This window comes from Nonomuraea zeae (genome assembly GCF_005889725.1).
Lineage (GTDB): Bacteria > Actinomycetota > Actinomycetes > Streptosporangiales > Streptosporangiaceae > Nonomuraea > Nonomuraea zeae.
In genome coordinates this window covers 20659-40065 of sequence record NZ_VCKX01000007.1, presented here as the reverse complement: position 1 = coordinate 40065, position 19407 = coordinate 20659, and the positions used below count along the sequence as shown (strand labels likewise).

The following is a 19407-nucleotide window of genomic DNA, read 5'->3' as shown; positions in this document are numbered from 1 at the left end:
CCGAATCCCGCTGGAACCGTTTTCAGCAACCCGACGAACCGGACATTCCAGATTCTCGCTGGAATCGCTTCCAGGAATTCAAGCCCGAGTCCCCTTGGCCCCGGCGGCTGGCCACCGTTCTGTCCGTCGTCCTGATGATCCCCATGGCGTACGCGATGCCTGCGTCCGCCGCCGCCCGCCCGGCTCCTATCACGCAGAAGGAGACCCCGGTCAAGGGCGGAAAAGTCCCCGTACTTCCCCCGATGGCCGACCCGGTACAGAAACAGGCGTGGAAAGCGCCGCCGGGGACGGCCTGGCCGAAACCCCAGACCGCTGAGCTGGGAGGCACCGCTGCCGCGGCCACGACCCTGGCCGCCGGATTCCCCGTCCGGCTGGCTCCGCAGCAGGGCGTGGCCGCCAAGGCGGCGGCGCAGGACCCGGTCCGCGTCGAACTGCTCGACACGGCCAAGTCCGGCCGGCTCGGCCTGGCGATGCGAGTGTCGCCCGGACAGGCCGCGGCGGCCACCGCCGGCGCGGACCAGAAGGCCGGCTCGGGCAAGACCCGGCTGGAGGTCGACTACTCCGCCTTCCGCTACGCCTACGGCGGCGACTACGGCTCGCGGCTGCGCATGGTGAAGCTGGAAGAGTGCGCGCTCGACGCCGCCGCCACCAACTGCCCGCCGCCGCAGCCGGTGAAGGGCGACAACAACGCCACGGCGGGCACCCTGACCGCCGAGGTCGAGACCACCGGCCTGTACGCGGTGACCGCCGCGGCCTCCGGCCCGTCGGGCGACCACTCGGCCACCTCGCTGGCCCCGTCGGCGAGCTGGAGCGTCGGCGCCCAGTCCGGCGACTTCAACTGGGGCTACGGCATGCGCACGCCCCCGGCGCTGGGCGGCGACGAGCCGGAGATCTCGCTCGACTACTCCTCGCAGAGCGTGGACGGCCGCACCGCCTCCACCAACAACCAGCCGTCCTGGGCCGGTGAGGGCTTCGAGCTGAACCCCAGCGGCTACGTCGAGCGCCGCTACAAGTCCTGCATGATCGACGGCAAGAAGACCGGCGACCTGTGCTGGGACGGCGAGAACGTCACCCTGTCGCTCGGCAACTCCGCCGTCGAGCTGATCAAGGACGCGACGACCAAGCAGTGGCGGCCCAAGCGCGACGACGGCACCCGGATCGAATACCTCACCGGTGCCACCAACGGTGACAACAACGGCGAGTACTGGCGGGTCACCTCCGCCGAGGGCTCCCAGTACACCTTCGGCCTGAACCGCCTGCCCGGCTGGGCCACCGGCAAGCCGGAGACCAAGTCGGTGCAGACCGCGCCGGTGTTCGGCAACAACAGCGGCGAGCCCTGCTACAACAGCACCCCGGCCAACGCCTGGTGCCAGCAGGCCTACCGGTGGAACCTCGACTACGCGGTGGACCCCCACGGCAACGCCACCACGTACTGGTACACCCAGGAGAAGAACTACTACGGCCGGAACATGAAGCCCGAGCTGGGCACCGTGTACGACCGCGCCGGCTACCTCAACCGCATCGACTACGGCTACCTGCAGGGCGAGCTGTTCACCAAGGCCCCCGCCGCCCGCGTCGTCTTCGACGTGGCCGAGCGCTGCCTGCCCAGCGGCACGATCACCTGTGCCGCGAGCGAGCTCAAGAAGGAGACCGCCAGCAGCTGGCCGGACGTCCCGTTCGACCAGATCTGCGACTCCGGCGTGAAGTGCACCGACCGCCTGTCGCCGACGTTCTTCACGCGCAAGCGCCTGGCCAAGATCACCACGCAGATCCTCAACACCGACACCACCAAGTGCTCGGGTGCGCAGTACTGCGCGGTGGACTCCTGGACGCTGACGCACCAGTTCCCCGCCTCGGGTGACGGCATGAGCCCGTCGCTGTGGCTGGCCTCGGTCCAGCAGACCGGGCACGTGGGCGGCACGATCACGCTGCCCAAGACCACGTTCATCGGTGTCCAGCTGGCCAACCGGGTGGACGCCAACGAAGGCCGCGCCCCGCTGGTGAAGTGGCGCGTGCAGGCCGTGAACAACGAGAGCGGCGGCGAGCTGCGCGTCAACTACGCGGCCGCCGACTGCAAGCCGGGCGACGTGCCCACGGCGGACAAGAACACCAGGCGCTGCTTCCCGCAGCGCTGGGCGCCGCCCAACGAGGCCGAGGTCACCGACTGGTTCCACAAGTACGTGGTCACCCAGACGATCGAGGTGGACCGCGTCGCCGGCTCGCCGAACGTCGTCACCGACTACGAGTACCTGGACGGCGCGGCCTGGCACTACGCCGACAACGCGCTGATCAAGGCCGAGCACCGGACCTGGGCGGACTTCCGCGGGTTCGGCAGGGTCCGGGTGCGCCAGGGCGACGGCCAGGACACCAAGCGCACGCTCACGGAGTTCAGGTACTTCCGCGGCATGCACGGTGACAAGCTGGCCGACGGCACGAAGCGCAGCGTGCAGGTGGAGGACACCGAGGGCGTCAAGCTGGACGACCTCGACCAGCTCGCGGGCGTCGAGCGTGAGGAGATCCTCTACGACGGGGACGGCGGGACCCTCCTGACCGCGACCGTCGAGGAGCCGTGGTCGCTGAAGACCGCGGAGTCCACGCAGGGCGGCGTCACCAAGGCCGCGTACGTGGTCGAGCCCAAGAGCATGGTCACCCGCCAGGCGCTGGACGGCGGCAAGTGGCGGCGTACCGGCGAGGAGCGCGCGTACGACGCCAAGGGCCTGCTCACCCAGGTCGAGGAGAAGGGCGACCTGGCGACGACCGACGACGACCAGTGCACCCGCTACACCTACGCCCGCAACGACACGACCTGGATGCTCGACTACACCAGCAGCATCCAGAAGGTCGCCGCGGGTTGCGGCACCGCCGTGTCCACGCTGGCCGCCGGTGAGCTGATCTCCGAGGAGAAGGTCCAGTACGACGGCAAGGCGTACGGCCAGGCACCGAGCAAGGGTGACGTGACCCTGGTCCAGCACACCGTTTCCGGGGACGGCGCGACGATCACCGAGAGCACCCACACCTACGACGCCTACGGCCGCGAGACCAGCGAGACCGACGCGGTCGGCACCAAGTCCACCACCATCTACACCCCGGCGGCCGGCGCCCCCGCGACCGAGATCAAGGAGACCAACCAGCTCGGGCACGTCGAGCGCACCCTGCTCGAACCGGCCTGGGGCGAGCCGTACGCCGAGATCGACGCGAACAACCGCCGCATCGACATGGAGTACGACGCGCTCGGCCGCCTGACCAAGGTCTGGCAGCCCGACCGCAGCAAGTCGGCGGGACAGTCGCCCAGCACCGAGTACGCCTACACGATGCGGACCGACGGCCCCAGCTACGTCACCACGAAGACGCTGGGCGCGGACGGCGCCTACAGCTCCAGCCACGAGCTGTACGACGGCCTGATGCGCGAGCGCCAGACGCAGGAGCCCGCGCCGCGCGACGACCAGACGCAGGACCCCGCGCTGCGTGACGGGCGCACGATCACCGACACCTTCTACAACTCGCTCGGCGAGCAGTACAAGTCGAACACCGGCTACTTCGCCACCGGGACGCCCGCCACCGACCTGCTGGCGGTGGCCGACACCGACGTGCCCAACCAGATCGTGGCGACCTTCGACGGCACCGGGGACGTCAACGCCCAGATCCTGAAGGCGAAGGGCGCGGAGAAGTTCCGGGTCAGCACCACGCAGCAGGGCGACAGGATGCACGTGACGCCACCGCCCGGCGGCACCGCGACGACCCGCATCGGCGACGCCGAGGACCGGCTCATCGAGCTGCGCCAGTACAAGGGGGCCACCCCGACAGGCGAGTACGAGTCCACCAAGTACACCTACGACCACGCCGGCCGCCTGTCCACGGTGACCGACAACGCGGGCAACGTGTGGCGCCACCACTACGACCTGCGTGGCCGGGAGATCAAGCTGGAGGACCCCGACAAGGGCGTCACCACGATGACGTACAACGACGCCGACGAGCTGGTCAGCAGCACCGACTCTCGCGGCAAGACGCTGTACTACGTCTACGACGAGCTCGGCCGCAAGAAGGAGCTGCGTGACGGCTCCGCGACCGGCACGCTGCTCGCCGAGTGGAAGTACGACGCGCTGGCCAAGGGTCACATGAACGCCAGCATCCGCTACGTGGGCGGGCAGGCGTACAAGGCCGAGATCAACGCCATCGACACCGACTACCGCGCGCTGCGCCAGACCGTCACCGTCCCCGAGCGGGAGGGCAAGCTGGCCGGCTCGTACGTGCTCAACACCCGCTACACGCTCGACGACCAGGTCCAGTCCGTCAGCTTCCCGGCCGGCGGCGGGCTCGCCGAGGAGTCGGTCGTCTACTCCTACGACGAGCTCAGCCAGCCGACCAAGGTCACCGGCCTGTCGGCGTACGTGAGCGCGACCCGCTACTCCAAGATGGGCGAGACCCTCCAGTACGAGCTGGGCAGCGGCAGCAAGAAGGCCTGGCTCACCTACACCCACGACGAGGCCACCCGCAGGCTGACCAGCATGCGGCTGGACCGGGAAGGCGCCGCGGCCACCGACCTCGACATCAACTACACCTACGACGCGGTCGGCAACATCACCAAGATCGCCGACAAGGCCGGCGGCCAGGACACGCAGTGCTTCAAGTACGACCACCTGCGCCGGATGACCTCGGCGTGGACGGCCACCGACGACTGCGCCAGCGGCACCCCGACGGCGGGCAAGATCGGCGGTGTGGCCCCGTACGCGGTCAGCTACACCTACGACTCCGTCGGAAACCGGACCAAGGAGACCAAGCACGCCTGGGGCGGCGCCGCTGAGACGGTCCGCACCTCCACCTACCCGGCGGCCGGCGGCAAGCAGCCGCACGCGCTCCAGACCGTCGGCTCCGACCTGTTCGAGTACGACGCGGCGGGCAACACCACCCGGCGCAAGGTCGGCACCTCCGACCAGGCACTGGTCTGGGACGCCGAGGGCAACCTGGAGTCGGTGACCGAGGCGGGCAAGACGACGTCCTTCGTCTACGACGCGGACGGCGACCGGCTGATCCGCAAGACCTCGACCGACTCCACGCTCTACATCGACGACATGGAGCTGCGTTTCGACTTCGCCAAGGACGCGGTCGAGCAGACCCGCTACTACACCATCGGCGGCGAGCCCATCGCGGTGCGCACGCCGGACAACCAGGTCCACTTCCTGGCCAACGACCACCAGGGCACCTCGCAGGCCGCGGTGAACGCCACGACCGGTGAGCTGGCCGTGCGGAGGCTGACCCCGTTCGGCGAGAACCGGGGCGCGCCACCATCGTTCTGGCCAGGGCAGCGCGCGTTCGTGGGCGGCACGCAGGATCCCACGACCGGGCTCGTCCACCTCGGCGCCCGCGAGTACGACCCCAAGAACGGCCGGTTCATCTCGGTCGACCCCGTGATGGAGGAGCAGAACCCGCAGCAGCTCAACGCCTACGCCTACGCCAACAACAGCCCCGTCACCATGAGCGACCCCGACGGGCAGCTGTTCTGGTTCGTCGCCGCCATCGCGGTCCGGGTCGCGGCGCAGATCATCGCCAGGAGGCTGGCGATCGCGGCGGCCAGGCGCGCGGCGATCGCGGCGGCACGGGCGGCGGCCAGGCGGGCCGCTCTCGCGGCGGCACGTCGCCGGGCACTCGCGGCGGCCAGGAGGAAGGCCGCGGCGGAGGCCAAGAAGCGGGCCGCCGAGGCGGCGAAGAAGCGGGCCGCGGCGGCGGCCAGGAAGAAGCTCCAGGAGCAGGCCAAGAAGAAGGCGGCCGAACGAGCGAGGAAGGCGGCGACGGCGCGGGCGCAGCGGCGGGCCGCGGCGGCAGCGAGAAGAGAGGCGAAGAGGAAGGCCAAGGACGCGGCGGCGGCCAGGCGGGCCTCGGCGGCGGCAAGGGCGCGCAACAGGCGGGCAGGGCGGGTCCCGAGCGGGATCGCGCGGGCCCGGCAGCGTCCGGCGCAGCGGCCGACGAGCCATCGGGCGCAGCAGCGGCAGTCCCCGCCCAGGGACAGCCGGCAGCCGATGCAGCCAAGGCCGAGTCAGATCTACCGCAACGACGGCACCACGCAGCCGACCCAGTCCTACACCGTCTACCGCAACGGCCGGACCTACCCCGACGGTCCGCCGCCGGCGGCCCGGCCCGGTGGCTCCGGTCAGGGCGAGCGGCAGATCTACCGGCCCGAGAGAGTCGAGCCGGAGAACACGAGGACCGGCACGATCGCCGAGGCCGGCGGAAGGGTCACCGGCTGGATCGACAAGAGTGGATTGGGTGACGCGATAGACATCATCATCTGGGGATTGGGCGGCTGACGATCTCCCTGCGTTGACCCGCGAAACCGGCGCGGGGCCCTCGTGGCCCCGCGCCGGTGGCGTGTCCGGCCCCGCGCGGTGGGGCGGCATTCGCCGGTACGTAGGGTTTCGCGAACAGTGGCGCTCCCGTCCGCGGATCCATAGAATCTTGTTCGGTTTCGACAAGAGGAGGCGGCGTGAGCGCGTTCGATCTCAGTGGCAAGCAGGCTCTGGTCACCGGGGCGTCGAAGGGGATCGGACGGGCCATCGCGCTCGCGTACGCCGAGGCCGGGGCCGACGTGGCGCTGGTGTCCAGGTCGGCCGACGCCCTGGCCGAGGTCGCCAAGGAGATCGAGGCGCTGGGCAGGCGGGCCGTGGTCATCCCCGCCGACCTCACCGACCGCGAGGCCGCCGCGGCCTCCGTGGCCGCGGCGATCGACGGGCTCGGCCACCTCGACATCGTGGTCAACAACGCCGGCGGGTCGAACTTCCTCGTCGAGTTCAAGGATCTGCGGCTGTCCGGGTGGGACAAGCTGATGCGGCTCAACCTCGACTCCGCCATGATCGTCTGCCACGCGGTCGCCCCGCACCTGCTGGCCCGGGGCGGCGGCACGGTCATCAACGTGGCCTCGGTCGCCGCCCTGGGCGCGCCCTTCCTCGCGCCCTACGCGGCCGCCAAGGCCGGCCTGGTGGCGCTCACCAAGACCCTGGCCGTCGAGTGGGCCGCGGCGGGGGTGCGGGTCAACGCCCTGTGCCCCGGCTGGACGGCCACCGACCTCAACCGCAACCTCTGGGAGGACGAGACGTCCGGCGCCGCCACGGTCGCCACCGTGCCCATGCGGCGCTGGGGGACCGTGGCCGAGATGGCCGCGCCCGCCGTGTTCCTGGCCAGCCAGGCGGCGGCGTACATGACGGGTCAGGTGCTGTTCGTGGACGGCGGGGCCACCGCGATCTGACCAGGTGGCCGATCAGGCCGGCTGGACGTTCTCGGCGTACGCGCCGCCGACGTTGCCCGGGGGCTCGAAGACCAGGACGATGTAGGTCTCGAAGTGCTCCGAGCCCTGACCGGCCACGCGTCCCGCGCCCATCCTCGTGCTGCCCTTCCAGACGAGCTGGGCGAAGTGGCCGCTCGCGCCGTCGCCGGGCGGGGCGGCCCAGTCGTAGGCCGCGATCTCGGCGTACCAGCCGGCGACCGCCTCCCCGGCGCCGCTCATCTCGGGGCCCGCGCCCCAGAAGAGGCTCTCGCCGGTGCCCGCGCGCAGGCCGTCGTGCCCGGCCTCCAACTGCTCGTGCTCGGAGCGGGAGGCGGCGCGCGACCTGGCGTACTCGACCAGGAGCGGGTCCATGGCGAGCGGCGGCGCGTGGTGCTTGGCGCGGTAGGCGTTCACCTCGGCCAGCGCCTCGGCCAGGAAACCGGCGTTGGTGGCGTCGGGCAGTGCGGGACGGGTACCGGCCATCGCGTCACCTCGTAGCGAGCGGACTGTCTCTTTGAGTGTGCGCGAGCGGGATCTGCCGGACAATATCCGATTTCTGTGCGCGAACGGCTAATTGCGCACTTTATTGAGCCAGAAGAGAAGTGGTCAGGTTTATCGGGGGATATCGGGATACGCCATTGAGTGATTGTCGCCGCCAACCGGGCTAACGTGTGTCCGTGCAGCTCTACACGAGATCGGCCGGGACCGGGCTCCCGGTTGTACTGCTTCACGCGTTCCCCCTGTCGTCGGCCATGTGGCTGGCCCAGCGGGAAGGGCTGGCCAGGGCCTGCCGGGTCATCACGCCTGACCTGCGCGGCTTCGGCGGTTCGCGGCTGGGCGAGGACGAGCCGTCACTCGATCTGATGGCCGACGACGTCGCCAGGCTGCTGGACGAGGAGGGCATAGACCGGGCCGTGGTCGGCGGCCTGTCGATGGGCGGCTACGTGACCATGGCGTTCTGCCGCCGGCATCCGGACCGGATGCTGGGCGTGGTGCTGGCCGACACCAAGGCCGGCCCCGATCCGCCCGCGGCCAGGGAGAACCGCGAGCGGATCGCGCAGGCCGTGCTGTCGGACGGCAGCGAGGTGCTGGTCAGCGAGGTGCTCCCGGCGCTCATCGGCCCCACGACCAAGGAGCGGCGGGCCATGGTGTTCGGGCGGGTCAAGGGGCTGGTGCAGTCCGCGCCGCCGGGCGCCGTCGCCTGGGCGCAGCGGGCGATGGCCGCGCGGCCCGACTCGTTCGAGACGCTGGCCGCGCTCAAGGTCCCGCTCCTGGTCGTCGTGGGGGAGGAGGACGAGCTGTCCCCGCCCGCCGACGCCGAGGCCATGGTCAGGGCCGTGCCTGAGGGCCGGCTGGAGATCATCCCCAAGGCAGGCCACCTGAGCGCGGTCGAGCAGCCCGAGGCGTTCAACGCCGCCGTGACCGAGTTCCTCAAGACTGATCTTGGCGGGGCAGCACGACCTCGCGGATGATCAGTGCGATGGCGGCGGCCACCGGGATGGCCAGCAGGGCGCCGACGATGCCGAGCAGCGCGCCGCCGAACAGCGCGGCGATGACCGTCACGGCGGGCGTCACGTCCACCGAGCGTTTCATCACCCTCGGGTAGATGAAGTAGTTCTCGACCTGCTGGTAGACGATGAAGAAGATCGCGCAGGCGATCCCGGCGGGCACGGACTGCAGCAGCGCGACACCGGACACGAGCACCGCGCCGATCGTGGCGCCCACCAGCGGGATCAGGTCCGTCAGTGCCACGACGAGGGCGAGCGCGAGCGCGTACCTGACGCCCACGATCGACAGGAAGATCCACGTCAGCAGGCCGGCGATGACCGAGATGAGCACGTTGCCGGCCACGTACCCGCCGATGCCGCTGAGGATCTGCTCGCTGAGCGCGCTCGTCCGCGACCTGCGGGAGGCCGGCACGAGCTTGAGCAGGTACGCCTTGATCGTGTGCAGCGAGCCGAGGAAGTAGAGCATGAGCACCAGCAGCGTCACCGTGGTGAACACGCCGTTGAGCACGACCAGGCCCGCGCCCATGATTCCGGTGGCCAGCGATGGTCCGAGGGTGTTGGTCACGAACGTCCGCAGCTGCGGAAGGATCTGATAGTCGGCGTCGAGCTGGCGCAACGTCGGGTGGTTGCTCAGGTCGGTGATGTAGCCGGGCACCGCCGCGACGAACTCCGAGAGCTGCTTGCTCACCGGCGGCACCACGGCCAGCCCGAACAGCACGAACGCCACGATGACCCCGGCGAACACGATCGAGATCGCGCCCCGCCTGGCCAGGCCGCGCCGCTGTAACGCCTCGACGGCCGGGTTGAGCCCGACGGCCAGGAACATCGCCACGACGACCAGGATGATCGTGCTCAGGGAGTTGACCACCATCTGGGCGATCGCGATCGCCGTCAGCACGCCCAGGCCACCGACCAGCCCGAACAGGAACGGGCCCCGGGCGAGCGGCTTGCCCGGCAGGCCGAAGGGCTGGCCGGTGTCGTCGCCGCCGGTGCCGTCCTTGCGCGGGGCATCCGTGGCGGGCCCGGCTTCCGGGGTCTCTGCTTCCGGGGCCTCTGCTTCCGGGGATCCGGCCTTCGATGACGCTGCCTTTGAGGATGCTGTCTTCGAGGACGCTGCCTTCGGGGGCTCGACGTCTGCGGACAAGGGGGGCTCCCACGGTCGGCGACAAACCACGCCGGGCTCGTACGAGCCCGACAACAAAGAGAGAGCCTAGCGACCATCAGATCGCCAGGCTCTCTCCAGCCGTCAAACAGCCGTCAGTCAGCCCCCGTGCCTGCCCCCGAGCGCGCACATGCCCCGTGTACGCGCTGCTCGTGCGCGGCCGTTACTCCTGCCACCACTCGGCGTCGTCCTCGGACTTGGCCTGCACCTTGGGCGCGGGCGTCGTGGCCGGGGCCGCCGGGGCCTCGATCACGGGCGCGGCGATCGCGGGCTTCGGCGGGGCCGCGGTGACCGCGGGCTCCGGCTCGAGACCCGGAAGGGCGGCGCCGCCGAGGAGCTGGCGGAGCTGAGCGAGGTGGCTGGTGATGCTGTCGCGCTGGCGCGTGAGCTCGTCGACCTGGCGCTGCATCGCCGTGCGCGTGCGCTCGGCTTCGTTCTTCGCCTCGGTGACGATGGTCTCGGCGCTCGACTTGGCCTCGGAAACGATCGTCTCGGAGCTCTTACGGGCGTTCGCGACGAGCTGCTTGGCGTGCAGATCGGCCTCGCGGCGGGTCTGGTCGGCCTGCTGCGTCGCCTTCGTGGCCCTCGACTCGGCCGTGGCGGCGCGCTGCTCGGCCTCGGCGACCAGCTTCTGTGTGGCGGCCTGGGCGGTGGCGTGCCGCTCGGCCTCCTGGCGCTCGGCGTCCTCGCGGCGGGAGGCGAGCTGGATCTCGAACTCGGCCTCGTCCTGCGCCCGCTTGGCCTCCGACTCCTCCAGCACCCGCTGAGCCTGCGCGCGCATCTCGTCGGCCTGCCGCTTGGCGGTGGTCAGCACCTCGTCACGCTCGCGCTTGGTCGACGCCCTGAGCTGGGCGACCTCGCGCTCGGTGGTGGTGCGCAGCTTGGCGATCTCCCGCTCGGCGTCGGCCCGCTTCTCCGCGACCTCGTGGTCGGCCGTGGCCCGCAGCTTCGCGGCCTCGCGCTCGGTGGTGTTGGTCAGCTCGTCGGCCTCGCGACGGGCGGTCGAGCGGATCTCCTCGGCCTCCCGCTCCGCGGTCGAGCGCATGTCGTCGCTCTCGCGCGTGGCCTGGGCGCGCTTGTCGGCCGCCTCAGCCTCGGCTGCCGCACGCAGGTCGGCCGCCTCGACCTTGGCCGCGGCCTTGATCTCGTTGGCCTCGGACCTGGCGGCCTGCACGAGCTCCGTGGCCTGCTCCTCGGCCAGGCGCAGCAGCTGCTCGATGCGCGCGCCGAGACCGGAGTAGGTGGGACGCTCCTGCTCCTGTAGCTGGCGCTGGGAGTCGGACAGATCGCGCTGCAGGCCGGCGGCCTGCTCGCGAGCCTGACGTAGCTCTCCGTCGAGCTGCTTCAGGTGATCGTGGACCTGATGCCGGTCGTAACCGCGAAGCACCACGTCGAACTCGCGCGCTGGGGCGTCTTCGAAGAAATTGTTGAGCTGGGCGTCGATGTCGGACTGCATGGAGGCTCGATCCTGGGTTGTCGAGACGGCTACACGGGCCGGACGGGGGGTTCGGGGCATCCGAGCCAGAAGCCTGTGCCTCTCGGCAGGCTCCTTGTCCGGTGGAAGGTCAAGCGTACTCCGCTGGTGCCGCCTGAGAAGCCCCGTCCAACTTTCTGCGTGACTAGTTACATATGACCGATTTTGCGTGGTTTCAGCGCTTGGCCGCCTGGACCAACTCCGTCAGCATTCCTCCGACATCCTTGGGATGCAGGAACGCGATCTCCGAGCCCATGGACCCGTGCCGGGGGTGTTGGTCCAGCAGCCGCACGCCCTTCTCGTTGATCTTAGCCATGGTTTCCGTGACGTCGCGTACACCGAATGCAACATGATGGACGCCTTCGCCACGCTTAGCCAGGAATTTTCCCACAGGCGAGTCCTCGGAGAGAGGCTCCAGGAGCTGAATGTAGGAGCCCCCGCCTTCGCCGTCGGCGATGTGCAGCATGGCCTCCTTCACGCCCTGCTCCTCGTTCACCTCGCGGGCCACGACGGTCAGCTCGAACGTCTCGGAGAAGAAGGCGATCTTCTCCTCAAGGTCCCTGCAGGCGATGCCGATGTGGTCGATCCGCATGAACATGTGTGGCCTACCTCCATAGCGAGCCGCGTACTACTCGTGGGTATGGTGTCAAAGAACCCGACGCGAGCACAGGAGGCCGTTGTCATGTCCAGTTCCGTCATCGTTGCCGGAGCTCGCACCCCCATCGGCCGGCTGCTCGGCGCTCTGTCCGGCCTGCAGGCCGTGGATCTGGGCGGCATCGCGATCAAGGCCGCCCTGGAGCGCGCGGGGGTGGCCCCGGAGGCCGTCGAGTACGTCATCATGGGCCAGGTCCTCCAGGCGGGGGCCGGCCAGATCCCCTCCCGCCAGGCCGCCGTCAAGGCCGGCATCCCGATGACCGTCCCCTCCATCACCATCAACAAGGTCTGCCTGTCGGGACTGGACGCCATCGCCCTGGCCGACCAGCTCATCAGGGCCGGCGAGTTCGACATCGTGGTGGCCGGCGGCATGGAGTCCATGACCAACGCCCCCCACCTGCTGCCCGGCCTGCGCAAGGGCGTCAAGTACGGCTCGTCCGAGGTGCTCGACTCGATGGCCCACGACGGCCTGTTCTGCGCGTTCGACCAGTGCGCGATGGGGGAGTCGACCGAGCGCTACAACGCCAGGCTCGGGATCGGCCGTGAGGAGCAGGACTCCCTGTCGGCCCGCTCCCACCAGCTCGCCGCCGCCGCCACCAAGAACGGCGTCTTCGAGGACGAGATCGTCCCCGTGGAGATCCCGCAGCGCAAGGGCGAGCCGGTGGTGGTCAAGGAGGACGAGGGCATCCGCGGCGACACGACCGTGGAGACGCTGGCCAAGCTGCGCCCGGCCTTCGCGGCTGACGGCACGATCACGGCCGGCTCCGCCTCGCAGATCTCCGACGGCGCCTGCGCCGTCGTGGTCATGTCCAAGGCCAAGGCCGAGGAGCTGGGCCTGCCGTGGCTGGCGGAGATCGGCCGGCACGGCAACGTGGCCGGCCCCGACGCTTCGCTGCAGTCGCAGCCGGCGAACGCGATCAAGCAGGCGATGGCCAAGCAGGGCGTCACGGCCGGGGAGCTCGACCTGGTGGAGATCAACGAGGCGTTCGCCAGCGTCGTCCTGCAGTCGGCCAAGGAGCTCGGCGTCCCGCTGGACAAGGTCAACGTCAACGGGGGCGGCATCGCCCTCGGCCACCCGATCGGGGCGTCGGGGGCGCGGATCGTGCTGTCGCTGGCGTACGAGCTGAAGCGCAGGGGCGGCGGCCTGGGCGCGGCCGGACTGTGCGGCGGCGGCGGGCAGGGCGACGCCCTTCTCATCCGCGTTCCCTAGGTCTTCTCGCCGCCCTCTTCTGGGGGCAGGTGAAGGTGCACGGCATCGTCTCCGGTGGAGGCGATGCCGGTGTTGTCGCCCCCGATGGCGATCGAGCGCGGCCCGGAGGCCGACACATCCGGCCTGGCCGGGGTCTGGTCCGGTGGCGCCGGTCGCTGGGGCCGCCGGTCCTGCGGTGGGGTCTGCGGTTCCGGCGGTTCCGGCGGTTCCGGCTGTGCGGGCGGGCGGGCGGTGATCAGTCCGTACACCGAGACGCCCAGCCCGGCCAGGGCGACGAACACCCCGATCACGCTGGCGAGCTGGTCGGCGTCCGCCAGCCCCACCCGCGCGAAGTAGACGCCCAATCCGACCAGGGCCGCCACCGCGACGACGGCCCCTGTCCACACGAGCGCGCGCTTGCTCATACCGGTCATCATCACCTCTCGTCCGGGGTCTGACTACGAGATGCCCGTATTCGTAGGGTTGCGATCTCGTTACGCTCCGTGTGCATAATGGTGACTCAGCGTACTCAAGGGGCGCTTGCGTCCCAAGAGGCCGCCACAACTTCATAAGCTCCAGCAACTCGTCGCAAAGGCAGGGCTCGATGGCGGCGCACCCGTACGAACTCCCCCTTCTCTTCCAGCCCGACTTCGCCCGCCTGAGCCCGCACGCCGCCACGGCCCGCGAACGCTCCAGGAGCTGGGCGACGGAGATGGGCCTCCTCGACCGCCGGGGCACGCGGATCTGGGACGAGCCGGCGTTCGAGTCCATGAGGATCGCGCTCCTGGCGGCCTACTGCCATCCGGACACCTCCCCGGAGGAGCTCGATCTGCTCACCGGCTGGCACGCCTGGAGGCTCTGGCTCGCCGACCACGTCCGCCTGGTGCCGGAGCGGCCGGCGAGGGCCTATCTCGACGGGCTCGCCCGGTTCACCCCCGAGGGATCGGCCCGCGTCCCGGCCCCCGCGGACCCGGGAGAGCGCGCCCTGGCCGAGCTCTGGGCGCGTACGGTCCCCGGCACCTCGCCGGGCTGGCGGCGCCGGTTCGCCGCGGGGACGCGGGTCCTCGTCCGGGGCCTGCTGCGCGAGCGCGACCTGCTGGCGGGCGGGCGGGTGCCCAACCCCATCGAGTACGTCGCCCTGCGCCGGGGCTCCGGCACCGCCTCCTGGGCGGCCGGACTGATCGAGCACGCGCTGGCGGCCGAGCTGCCCGCCGAGATCGCCGGCACGCGGCCGATCGGAATGCTGCTCGACGCGTTCGCCGACGCCGTGCACCTGTGCGGCGACCTCTACTCCTATCGGGGGGAGGGCGCGCCGGGCAACGGGGTGGTGGTGCTGGAGCGGTTCCTCGGCTGCGACCCGCAGACGGCCGCCGACCGGGTGAACGACCTGCGTACCTCCCGGTTGCGGCGGTTCGAGAACACGGCGCTCACCGAGCTACCCGCGCTGATGGAGGAGCACGGGCTCGACGCGGAGCAGCGGATGCGGGTCGTCCGGTTCGTCCGGGGGCTGCGGGAGTACCAGGCCGGTTGCCGCGAGTGGCACGAGCGCTGCGGCCGTCGCACCGAGCCGCCCCGCCCGGCCCCGTCCGCGACCGTCCCGTCCGCGACCGTCCCGTCCGCGACCGTCCCGTCCGCGACCGTCCCGTCCGCGACCGTCCCGTCCGCGACCGCCCCGACTGCGACCGTCCCGCCCGCCGCAGTCGCCGTAACCGCCGTGCCCGCCGTAACCGCCGTGCCCGGCACCGTGCCGGCGCAGGCTCAGGGTGCGGTGCCGGCGCAGGCTCCCGGTGCTGCCACGCCGTCGCGGGCCCAGGGGCCCGCGCTGCTGTGGGCTCCGGGGGATGCGCCGCAGCCGATCCCGGGCGCCGTGGTGACGCCCGGGTTTCCCTTCCTCCTGCCCGATTTCCACATGCCGTGGACAGTGCGCCTGAACCCGCATCACGCCGCCGCCCACCGTGCCAGCCGGGCGTGGGCCGACGAGATGGGGATGGTCGGCGCGACCGGCGGTCTGTGGTCGGGCGACAGGTTCGAGGCGATGGAGTTCGCCAGGTGGTGCGCGATGACCAACCCCGGCGCCCCCGCCGAGCTGCTGGAGCTGATGGCGCTGTGGTTCACCTGGGTGCTGGCGCTCGGCGACCACTTCGTCGCCGAGCACCACGCCCGCGCGGACCTGGTGGCGGCCCGGCTCTTCGCCGGCCGCCTGCCCCTGTTCATGCCGCTCGACGGCGGCGCCACGCCCGAGCCCGGCGGCTGCGTCGAGCGCGGGCTGGCGGACCTGTGGGCCAGGACGGCCCCGCACCTGCCGCCCGGGCGGCGCTCCGGCCTCAGGGACGAGGTGCTGGCGTGCTGCGCCGGCAACCTGTGGCAGCTGGGCAACAGCGTGCGGCGCCGGATCCCCGACCCCATCGACTACATCGAGACCTCACGCGCGGCGAAGGGGGCGGGCGGGCTCGGCGCGCGGCTGCTGCTGGTGATCCAGCGACTGGAGCTGCCCGACGAGTTGCTCGACAGCGACTCCATGCGGGAGCTGCGCCGCGCCTGGGCCGACCACATCGGCCTGGTCAACGACATCGTGTCCTACCGCCTGGAGACCGAGGTCGAACGGCAGCCCAACAACGGGGTCCTGACCGTCGGCAGCTTCCTGGGCTGCGACCTGCAGACGGCCGTGGACATCGTCAACGACCAGCTCACGGCCTGCGTGCGGAGCTTCGAGCGCATCGTGCGCGACGACCTGGCCCGCGGGGCCGAGGTGGCGGCGTACGTCGAGGGGCTCCGCGACTGGATGTGCGGGAACATCGCCTGGCATGTCGGCAACCGCCGCTATCTCGATCCCGGCGCGAGGGCCGTGCCGAGGGTCCCAAGGAACACCGGCCTCCCGCCCGGGCTCGTCAGCGCGGCCCCGGCGCCCAGCGACCAGGGCCTTCAGGCGTCGCGGGATCGGGTGGCGACTTGACGGTACGCGGACAGCGCGATGCCCCGGTCCAACCAGGAATATGGACCGGGGCTCCGTGACGCTGCGCTCGGGGCCGACCAGGAATGTGGCCCGGAACGTGCCTCCCTAAGGAGGCGATTCAGCCCGGCCGCGAGGGAGGATGCGGCCGGGCTGCTTGTGGACGGTCATGACGCGAGGAACTTGGCGAAGACCGAGCGGTGACGGCGCTCGCCCTTCCGGTCCTTCAGCGCCTCGCGAACGCGCCGCTGCTCGGCGGCGGCCTGGCGAAGCTCGGAGGCGTGGTGCTGCATCATGGTGTATTCGAGTTCGGCGTTCATCCGAGTGCCCCTTGTTTTGGTGTTTCCTGCTCCTTGCACTCTTAAGACTCCTCCTAAGGCCCTCCTCGCCACATCGGGCGTATGCCTTATCTACTGACGTATGGGCAGCTAGGGAGGTACCTAGGCGAGTGCACAGGGCGACTAAGGCGCAGGTGAGGGCACCCCTAGGGCACCTAGGTCGGCTCGCGGACGGCCGCCGAACCCGTCGCGGCAGGCACGGGCCACCCCTCGCCGGGGCGGCCCGCACCTCGGTTCACCAGGCGAACGGCACGCCGAACTCGGCGTAGACCTTCTGCTTGATCTTCCACAGCCTGGGCTCGTAGGCGGCGTAGAAGTCCGCACCGCACTCGAGGTCGTCGAGCGCGGCCTTGATCTCCTTCTTCAGGCGCGACTTGACCTGCGCCGCGGTCGCCTTGGGGATCAGCAGCCGCTCCTCGTCCGTGGTGGCCACGCCCTGCTCGCGGGCCATCTCCGTGCGCGCTTCGATGATCTCCTTACGTCGCGCCTGCGCCACCTCTGTCGGCTTGTCGCTCCCCTTGACCTTGATGCAGGAGGCGTAGGACTTGCTCAGGCGGGCCAGATTCACGTCCTTGTCCAGCTCGCCCGCCGACTTCGTGAGTGCGGTGTCGAGCTGGTTCTCGTAGTCCTCCTTCGAGATGACGTCCTTGCCGAGGACGGTCTTGACCGCCTTGACGAAGCACTGGTCCTGGGCGGCCTGGTAGACCTTCCGCTTCGGCTCGGGAAGGCTGTTGACGATCTTGTCGTTCGGGTGCTCCTTCGGCCCGCTTTCGCCTACCTCGGACCAGACGCCGAAACCGTCCTCGCCCCGCTGGTCGCGCATGGCCTTGACGTCGCCGTTGAGCGCCTTGCGCTCGGTCTCGGTCCTGACGCTCTTGACGATGGTGTCCGGCGCGTACTGGAGGCCGGCCGCCTTCATGCACGAGGCCTGCACCTGTTGCAGCTGCACCGCATGGGAGTAGGCGAGCTCGTACTCGGGGGAGGGGGTGGCGGGGGAGACGGTCACGGCGACCGCCAGCAGGGCGTTGAGCAGCATGATGAGACCTTTCTTTTCTGACAGGAGAGATGAGGCGACGGCTCGGGAAGCGCCCCGGTGGCTCCGGCTCAGGCGGAGCGATGCGGCTTGACGGCGTCGTCCCATGCGATGCGCATGCGGCCGTCCGGAGACTCGTCCCGCACCTCGACGATGCCGAGGGGGGCGGAGCTCTTGATCGCAGAGCTTCGTCAGCCGAACCTGAAGCCGAGCTGAAGGCAGCTGAAACGATCTTCCGGGTCCGCCGGCCTGGTGAATCGGCGATACGGTCCCGAAACCGTCCTGCCGATACAACAGGCGACCATGGACGACAGAGTGGAACTCAGCCATCGCGTTTACCGCCTGCCTCGCCTCCCGAAGGCCAGGAAGCAGCTGATCCTGGGCGTGGCGGTGTGCTTAGGCACGATCATGGGCTTCGCGGGGAGCACGAAGGCGCACGCCGTGCCGGATCGGCACGTTTTGGCGGTGCAGGGTGCCGCCGTGTCGTGTGCCGAACCCGCGGGGCCGCCGCAGGCGCTCAAGGCCACCACGGTCAGCACCGTCGAGCAGGCGTACAACTGCATTCTCGACAAGTCCTACGGCGGCAAGAGGCTCGACCACCGCCTGCTGCTGGCGGCGGCCTTCTCCAGGCTCGCCCACGAGCTGCACCGGCGGGGACGCGACGTGGCCGAGGCCACGATGCCCGCCCTGACCGGCGACCGGCAGAAGGACTGGGCCGCCTTCGCCGCCGTCTACGAGCGCGTGATCGACCTGCTCCCCGACGCCGCACTGCGCCAGGCGGCCGGCGCGGCCGCGATCAACGGCATGGCGGCCGGCCTGCACGAGAACCACGTCAGATGGGACCGCAGCGAGCCGCCGACCGGCGCCGCGGGCACCGTGTACGGGCTCGGATTCGACACGTCTCCCTTCAAAGGACCGCTGCTCAGCGCGCCGCACCAGACCACGGGGCCGCTGTACGTCACCACCCTGTGGGGCGGCCCGGCCGCCAAGGCGGGGCTGCGGCCGGGCGACGTCATCCGGTCGATCAACGGGGCGCCGCCGTTCCCCGGCGGCATCCTCTCCCTCGGCGCGGTGCACCCGCTCTTCCAGAGCTACCCGGACCACGCCCCGGTCCGGCTGCGGCTGACCCGCCCCGCCACCGGCCGCACCTGGACGGTGACCCTGACGCCCGCCTCGTTCAAGCCGGACCCGGAGACCGCGCCTCAGGTGACCTCGCAGCTCAAGGGCGACGTCGCCTACGTACGCGTCCCCGACTTCGGCCGCGGCCGGGCGGACACCGCGCTCAAGGCGATCTCCGATCTCGGTGCGACGAAGAAGCTGTCGGGAGTCGTCATCGACGTGCGGGGCAACACCGGCGGCATGCCCGGCGAGTCCGACCGGCTGCTGAGCGCGTTCGCCCACGGCAAGGTCACCGCCTACCAGTGCGACATCGACGACTCCTGCACCGCCGGGCGCACCGACGACCAGGTCACCCTGCTGAACCTGCCCCTGGTGGTGCTCGCCGACCGCGACTGCGCCTCGGCCTGCGACCACTTCGTCGCCGCCGTCAAGGACCTCGAGATCGCGCCCGTCGTCGGCACCCGCACCTCCGGCGTCGTCTCCGGGGTGGCGATCCCGTACCTGCTCGACGACAACAGCGTCCTGCTGCTGCCGGCCCTGCACCACCGGGGGCCCGGCCGCGAGGTGGTCAACGACATCGGCGTGGCACCCGACCACTACGTCCCGCTGACCGCCGAGGACGTCTCCACCGGTAAGGATCCCGGCCTGGCCAAGGCGCTCACGCTGATCAAGTGACGGCGGAGGGCGAACGTCAGGTGACGCATCCTGGACAGGACGGTCCAGGT

General features: G+C 70.7%; 13 protein-coding genes. 6 read left to right on the top strand and 7 right to left on the bottom strand.

Annotated features, from left to right (window positions below):
- Nucleotides 1–143: 143 nt before the first annotated feature.
- Both ETD85_RS03800 and ETD85_RS03795 read left to right on the top strand, forming a co-directional pair.
- Nucleotides 144–6302 (top strand): RHS repeat domain-containing protein, encoded by a 6159-nt coding sequence (locus ETD85_RS03800; protein ID WP_206058062.1) that lies wholly within the window; start codon nt 144–146, stop codon nt 6300–6302.
- 176 nt (nt 6303–6478) lie between these two features.
- On the top strand, nt 6479–7237 hold the full coding sequence (locus ETD85_RS03795) for an SDR family NAD(P)-dependent oxidoreductase (RefSeq protein WP_138688173.1): 759 nt from the start codon (nt 6479–6481) through the stop codon (nt 7235–7237).
- 12 nt (nt 7238–7249) lie between these two features.
- Here ETD85_RS03795 and ETD85_RS03790 read toward each other — a convergent pair whose 3' ends face one another.
- Nucleotides 7250–7738: a CAP domain-containing protein gene (locus ETD85_RS03790; protein ID WP_138688172.1), complete on the bottom strand. Its 489-nt coding sequence runs from the start codon at nt 7736–7738 to the stop codon at nt 7250–7252.
- Nucleotides 7739–7932: 194 nt separating this feature from the next.
- Here ETD85_RS03790 and ETD85_RS03785 point away from each other — a divergent pair, with 194 nt between their 5' ends.
- Nucleotides 7933–8727 (top strand): alpha/beta fold hydrolase, encoded by a 795-nt coding sequence (locus tag ETD85_RS03785; protein WP_138688171.1) that lies wholly within the window; start codon nt 7933–7935, stop codon nt 8725–8727.
- Here the strand turns inward: ETD85_RS03785 and ETD85_RS03780 are convergent.
- From ETD85_RS03780 to mce, 3 genes are all read right to left on the bottom strand, one after another.
- Nucleotides 8687–9907: an AI-2E family transporter gene (locus tag ETD85_RS03780; RefSeq protein ID WP_138688170.1), complete on the bottom strand. Its 1221-nt coding sequence runs from the start codon at nt 9905–9907 to the stop codon at nt 8687–8689. The two genes, ETD85_RS03785 and ETD85_RS03780, sit on opposite strands and share 41 nt — an antisense overlap.
- Nucleotides 9908–10088: 181 nt before the next feature.
- Nucleotides 10089–11381, bottom strand: a complete 1293-nt coding sequence (locus ETD85_RS03775; RefSeq protein ID WP_138688169.1) for a DivIVA domain-containing protein — start codon at nt 11379–11381, stop codon at nt 10089–10091.
- 193 nt (nt 11382–11574) lie between these two features.
- Entirely contained in the window at nt 11575–11997 is a 423-nt protein-coding gene (gene mce, locus ETD85_RS03770) for a methylmalonyl-CoA epimerase (protein WP_138688168.1), read from the bottom strand.
- Between the two features lie 84 nt (nt 11998–12081).
- Between mce and ETD85_RS03765 the strand changes: the two genes are divergently transcribed.
- Entirely contained in the window at nt 12082–13263 is a 1182-nt protein-coding gene (locus ETD85_RS03765) for an acetyl-CoA C-acetyltransferase (RefSeq protein ID WP_138688167.1), read from the top strand.
- Here ETD85_RS03765 and ETD85_RS03760 read toward each other — a convergent pair.
- Nucleotides 13260–13667 (bottom strand): hypothetical protein, encoded by a 408-nt coding sequence (locus ETD85_RS03760; protein ID WP_138688166.1) that lies wholly within the window; start codon nt 13665–13667, stop codon nt 13260–13262. The two genes, ETD85_RS03765 and ETD85_RS03760, sit on opposite strands and share 4 nt — an antisense overlap.
- Before the next feature lie 179 nt (nt 13668–13846).
- Here ETD85_RS03760 and ETD85_RS03755 point away from each other — a divergent pair, with 179 nt between their 5' ends.
- Nucleotides 13847–16195: a terpene synthase family protein gene (locus ETD85_RS03755; protein ID WP_138688165.1), complete on the top strand. Its 2349-nt coding sequence runs from the start codon at nt 13847–13849 to the stop codon at nt 16193–16195.
- A gap of 164 nt (nt 16196–16359) precedes the next feature.
- Here ETD85_RS03755 and ETD85_RS62855 read toward each other — a convergent pair whose 3' ends face one another.
- Nucleotides 16360–16512: a hypothetical protein gene (locus ETD85_RS62855; protein WP_170246484.1), complete on the bottom strand. Its 153-nt coding sequence runs from the start codon at nt 16510–16512 to the stop codon at nt 16360–16362.
- A gap of 253 nt (nt 16513–16765) precedes the next feature.
- Nucleotides 16766–17566, bottom strand: a complete 801-nt coding sequence (locus ETD85_RS03750; protein WP_138688164.1) for a hypothetical protein — start codon at nt 17564–17566, stop codon at nt 16766–16768.
- Between the two features lie 300 nt (nt 17567–17866).
- On the opposite strand from ETD85_RS03750, the gene ETD85_RS03745 reads away from it, so the two are divergent.
- Nucleotides 17867–19357, top strand: a complete 1491-nt coding sequence (locus tag ETD85_RS03745) for a S41 family peptidase (RefSeq protein WP_138688163.1) — start codon at nt 17867–17869, stop codon at nt 19355–19357.
- Nucleotides 19358–19407 lie beyond the last annotated feature (50 nt).

Excerpts from the sequence above, each read along its gene's own strand:
- ETD85_RS03765 (WP_138688167.1), top strand. The coding sequence starts at position 12,082 with ATGTCCAGTTCCGTCATCGTTGCCGGAGCTCGCACCCCCATCGGCCGG.
- ETD85_RS03750 (WP_138688164.1), bottom strand. The coding sequence starts at position 17,566 with ATGCTGCTCAACGCCCTGCTGGCGGTCGCCGTGACCGTCTCCCCCGCC.
- ETD85_RS03745 (WP_138688163.1), top strand. The coding sequence starts at position 17,867 with ATGGACGACAGAGTGGAACTCAGCCATCGCGTTTACCGCCTGCCTCGC.
- ETD85_RS03760 (WP_138688166.1), bottom strand. The coding sequence starts at position 13,667 with ATGAGCAAGCGCGCGCTCGTGTGGACAGGGGCCGTCGTCGCGGTGGCG.
- ETD85_RS03775 (WP_138688169.1), bottom strand. The coding sequence starts at position 11,381 with ATGCAGTCCGACATCGACGCCCAGCTCAACAATTTCTTCGAAGACGCC.
- mce (WP_138688168.1), bottom strand. The coding sequence starts at position 11,997 with ATGTTCATGCGGATCGACCACATCGGCATCGCCTGCAGGGACCTTGAG.
- ETD85_RS03800 (WP_206058062.1), top strand. The coding sequence starts at position 144 with ATGGCGTACGCGATGCCTGCGTCCGCCGCCGCCCGCCCGGCTCCTATC.
- ETD85_RS03755 (WP_138688165.1), top strand. The coding sequence starts at position 13,847 with ATGGCGGCGCACCCGTACGAACTCCCCCTTCTCTTCCAGCCCGACTTC.
- ETD85_RS62855 (WP_170246484.1), bottom strand. The coding sequence starts at position 16,512 with ATGAACGCCGAACTCGAATACACCATGATGCAGCACCACGCCTCCGAG.
- ETD85_RS03790 (WP_138688172.1), bottom strand. The coding sequence starts at position 7,738 with ATGGCCGGTACCCGTCCCGCACTGCCCGACGCCACCAACGCCGGTTTC.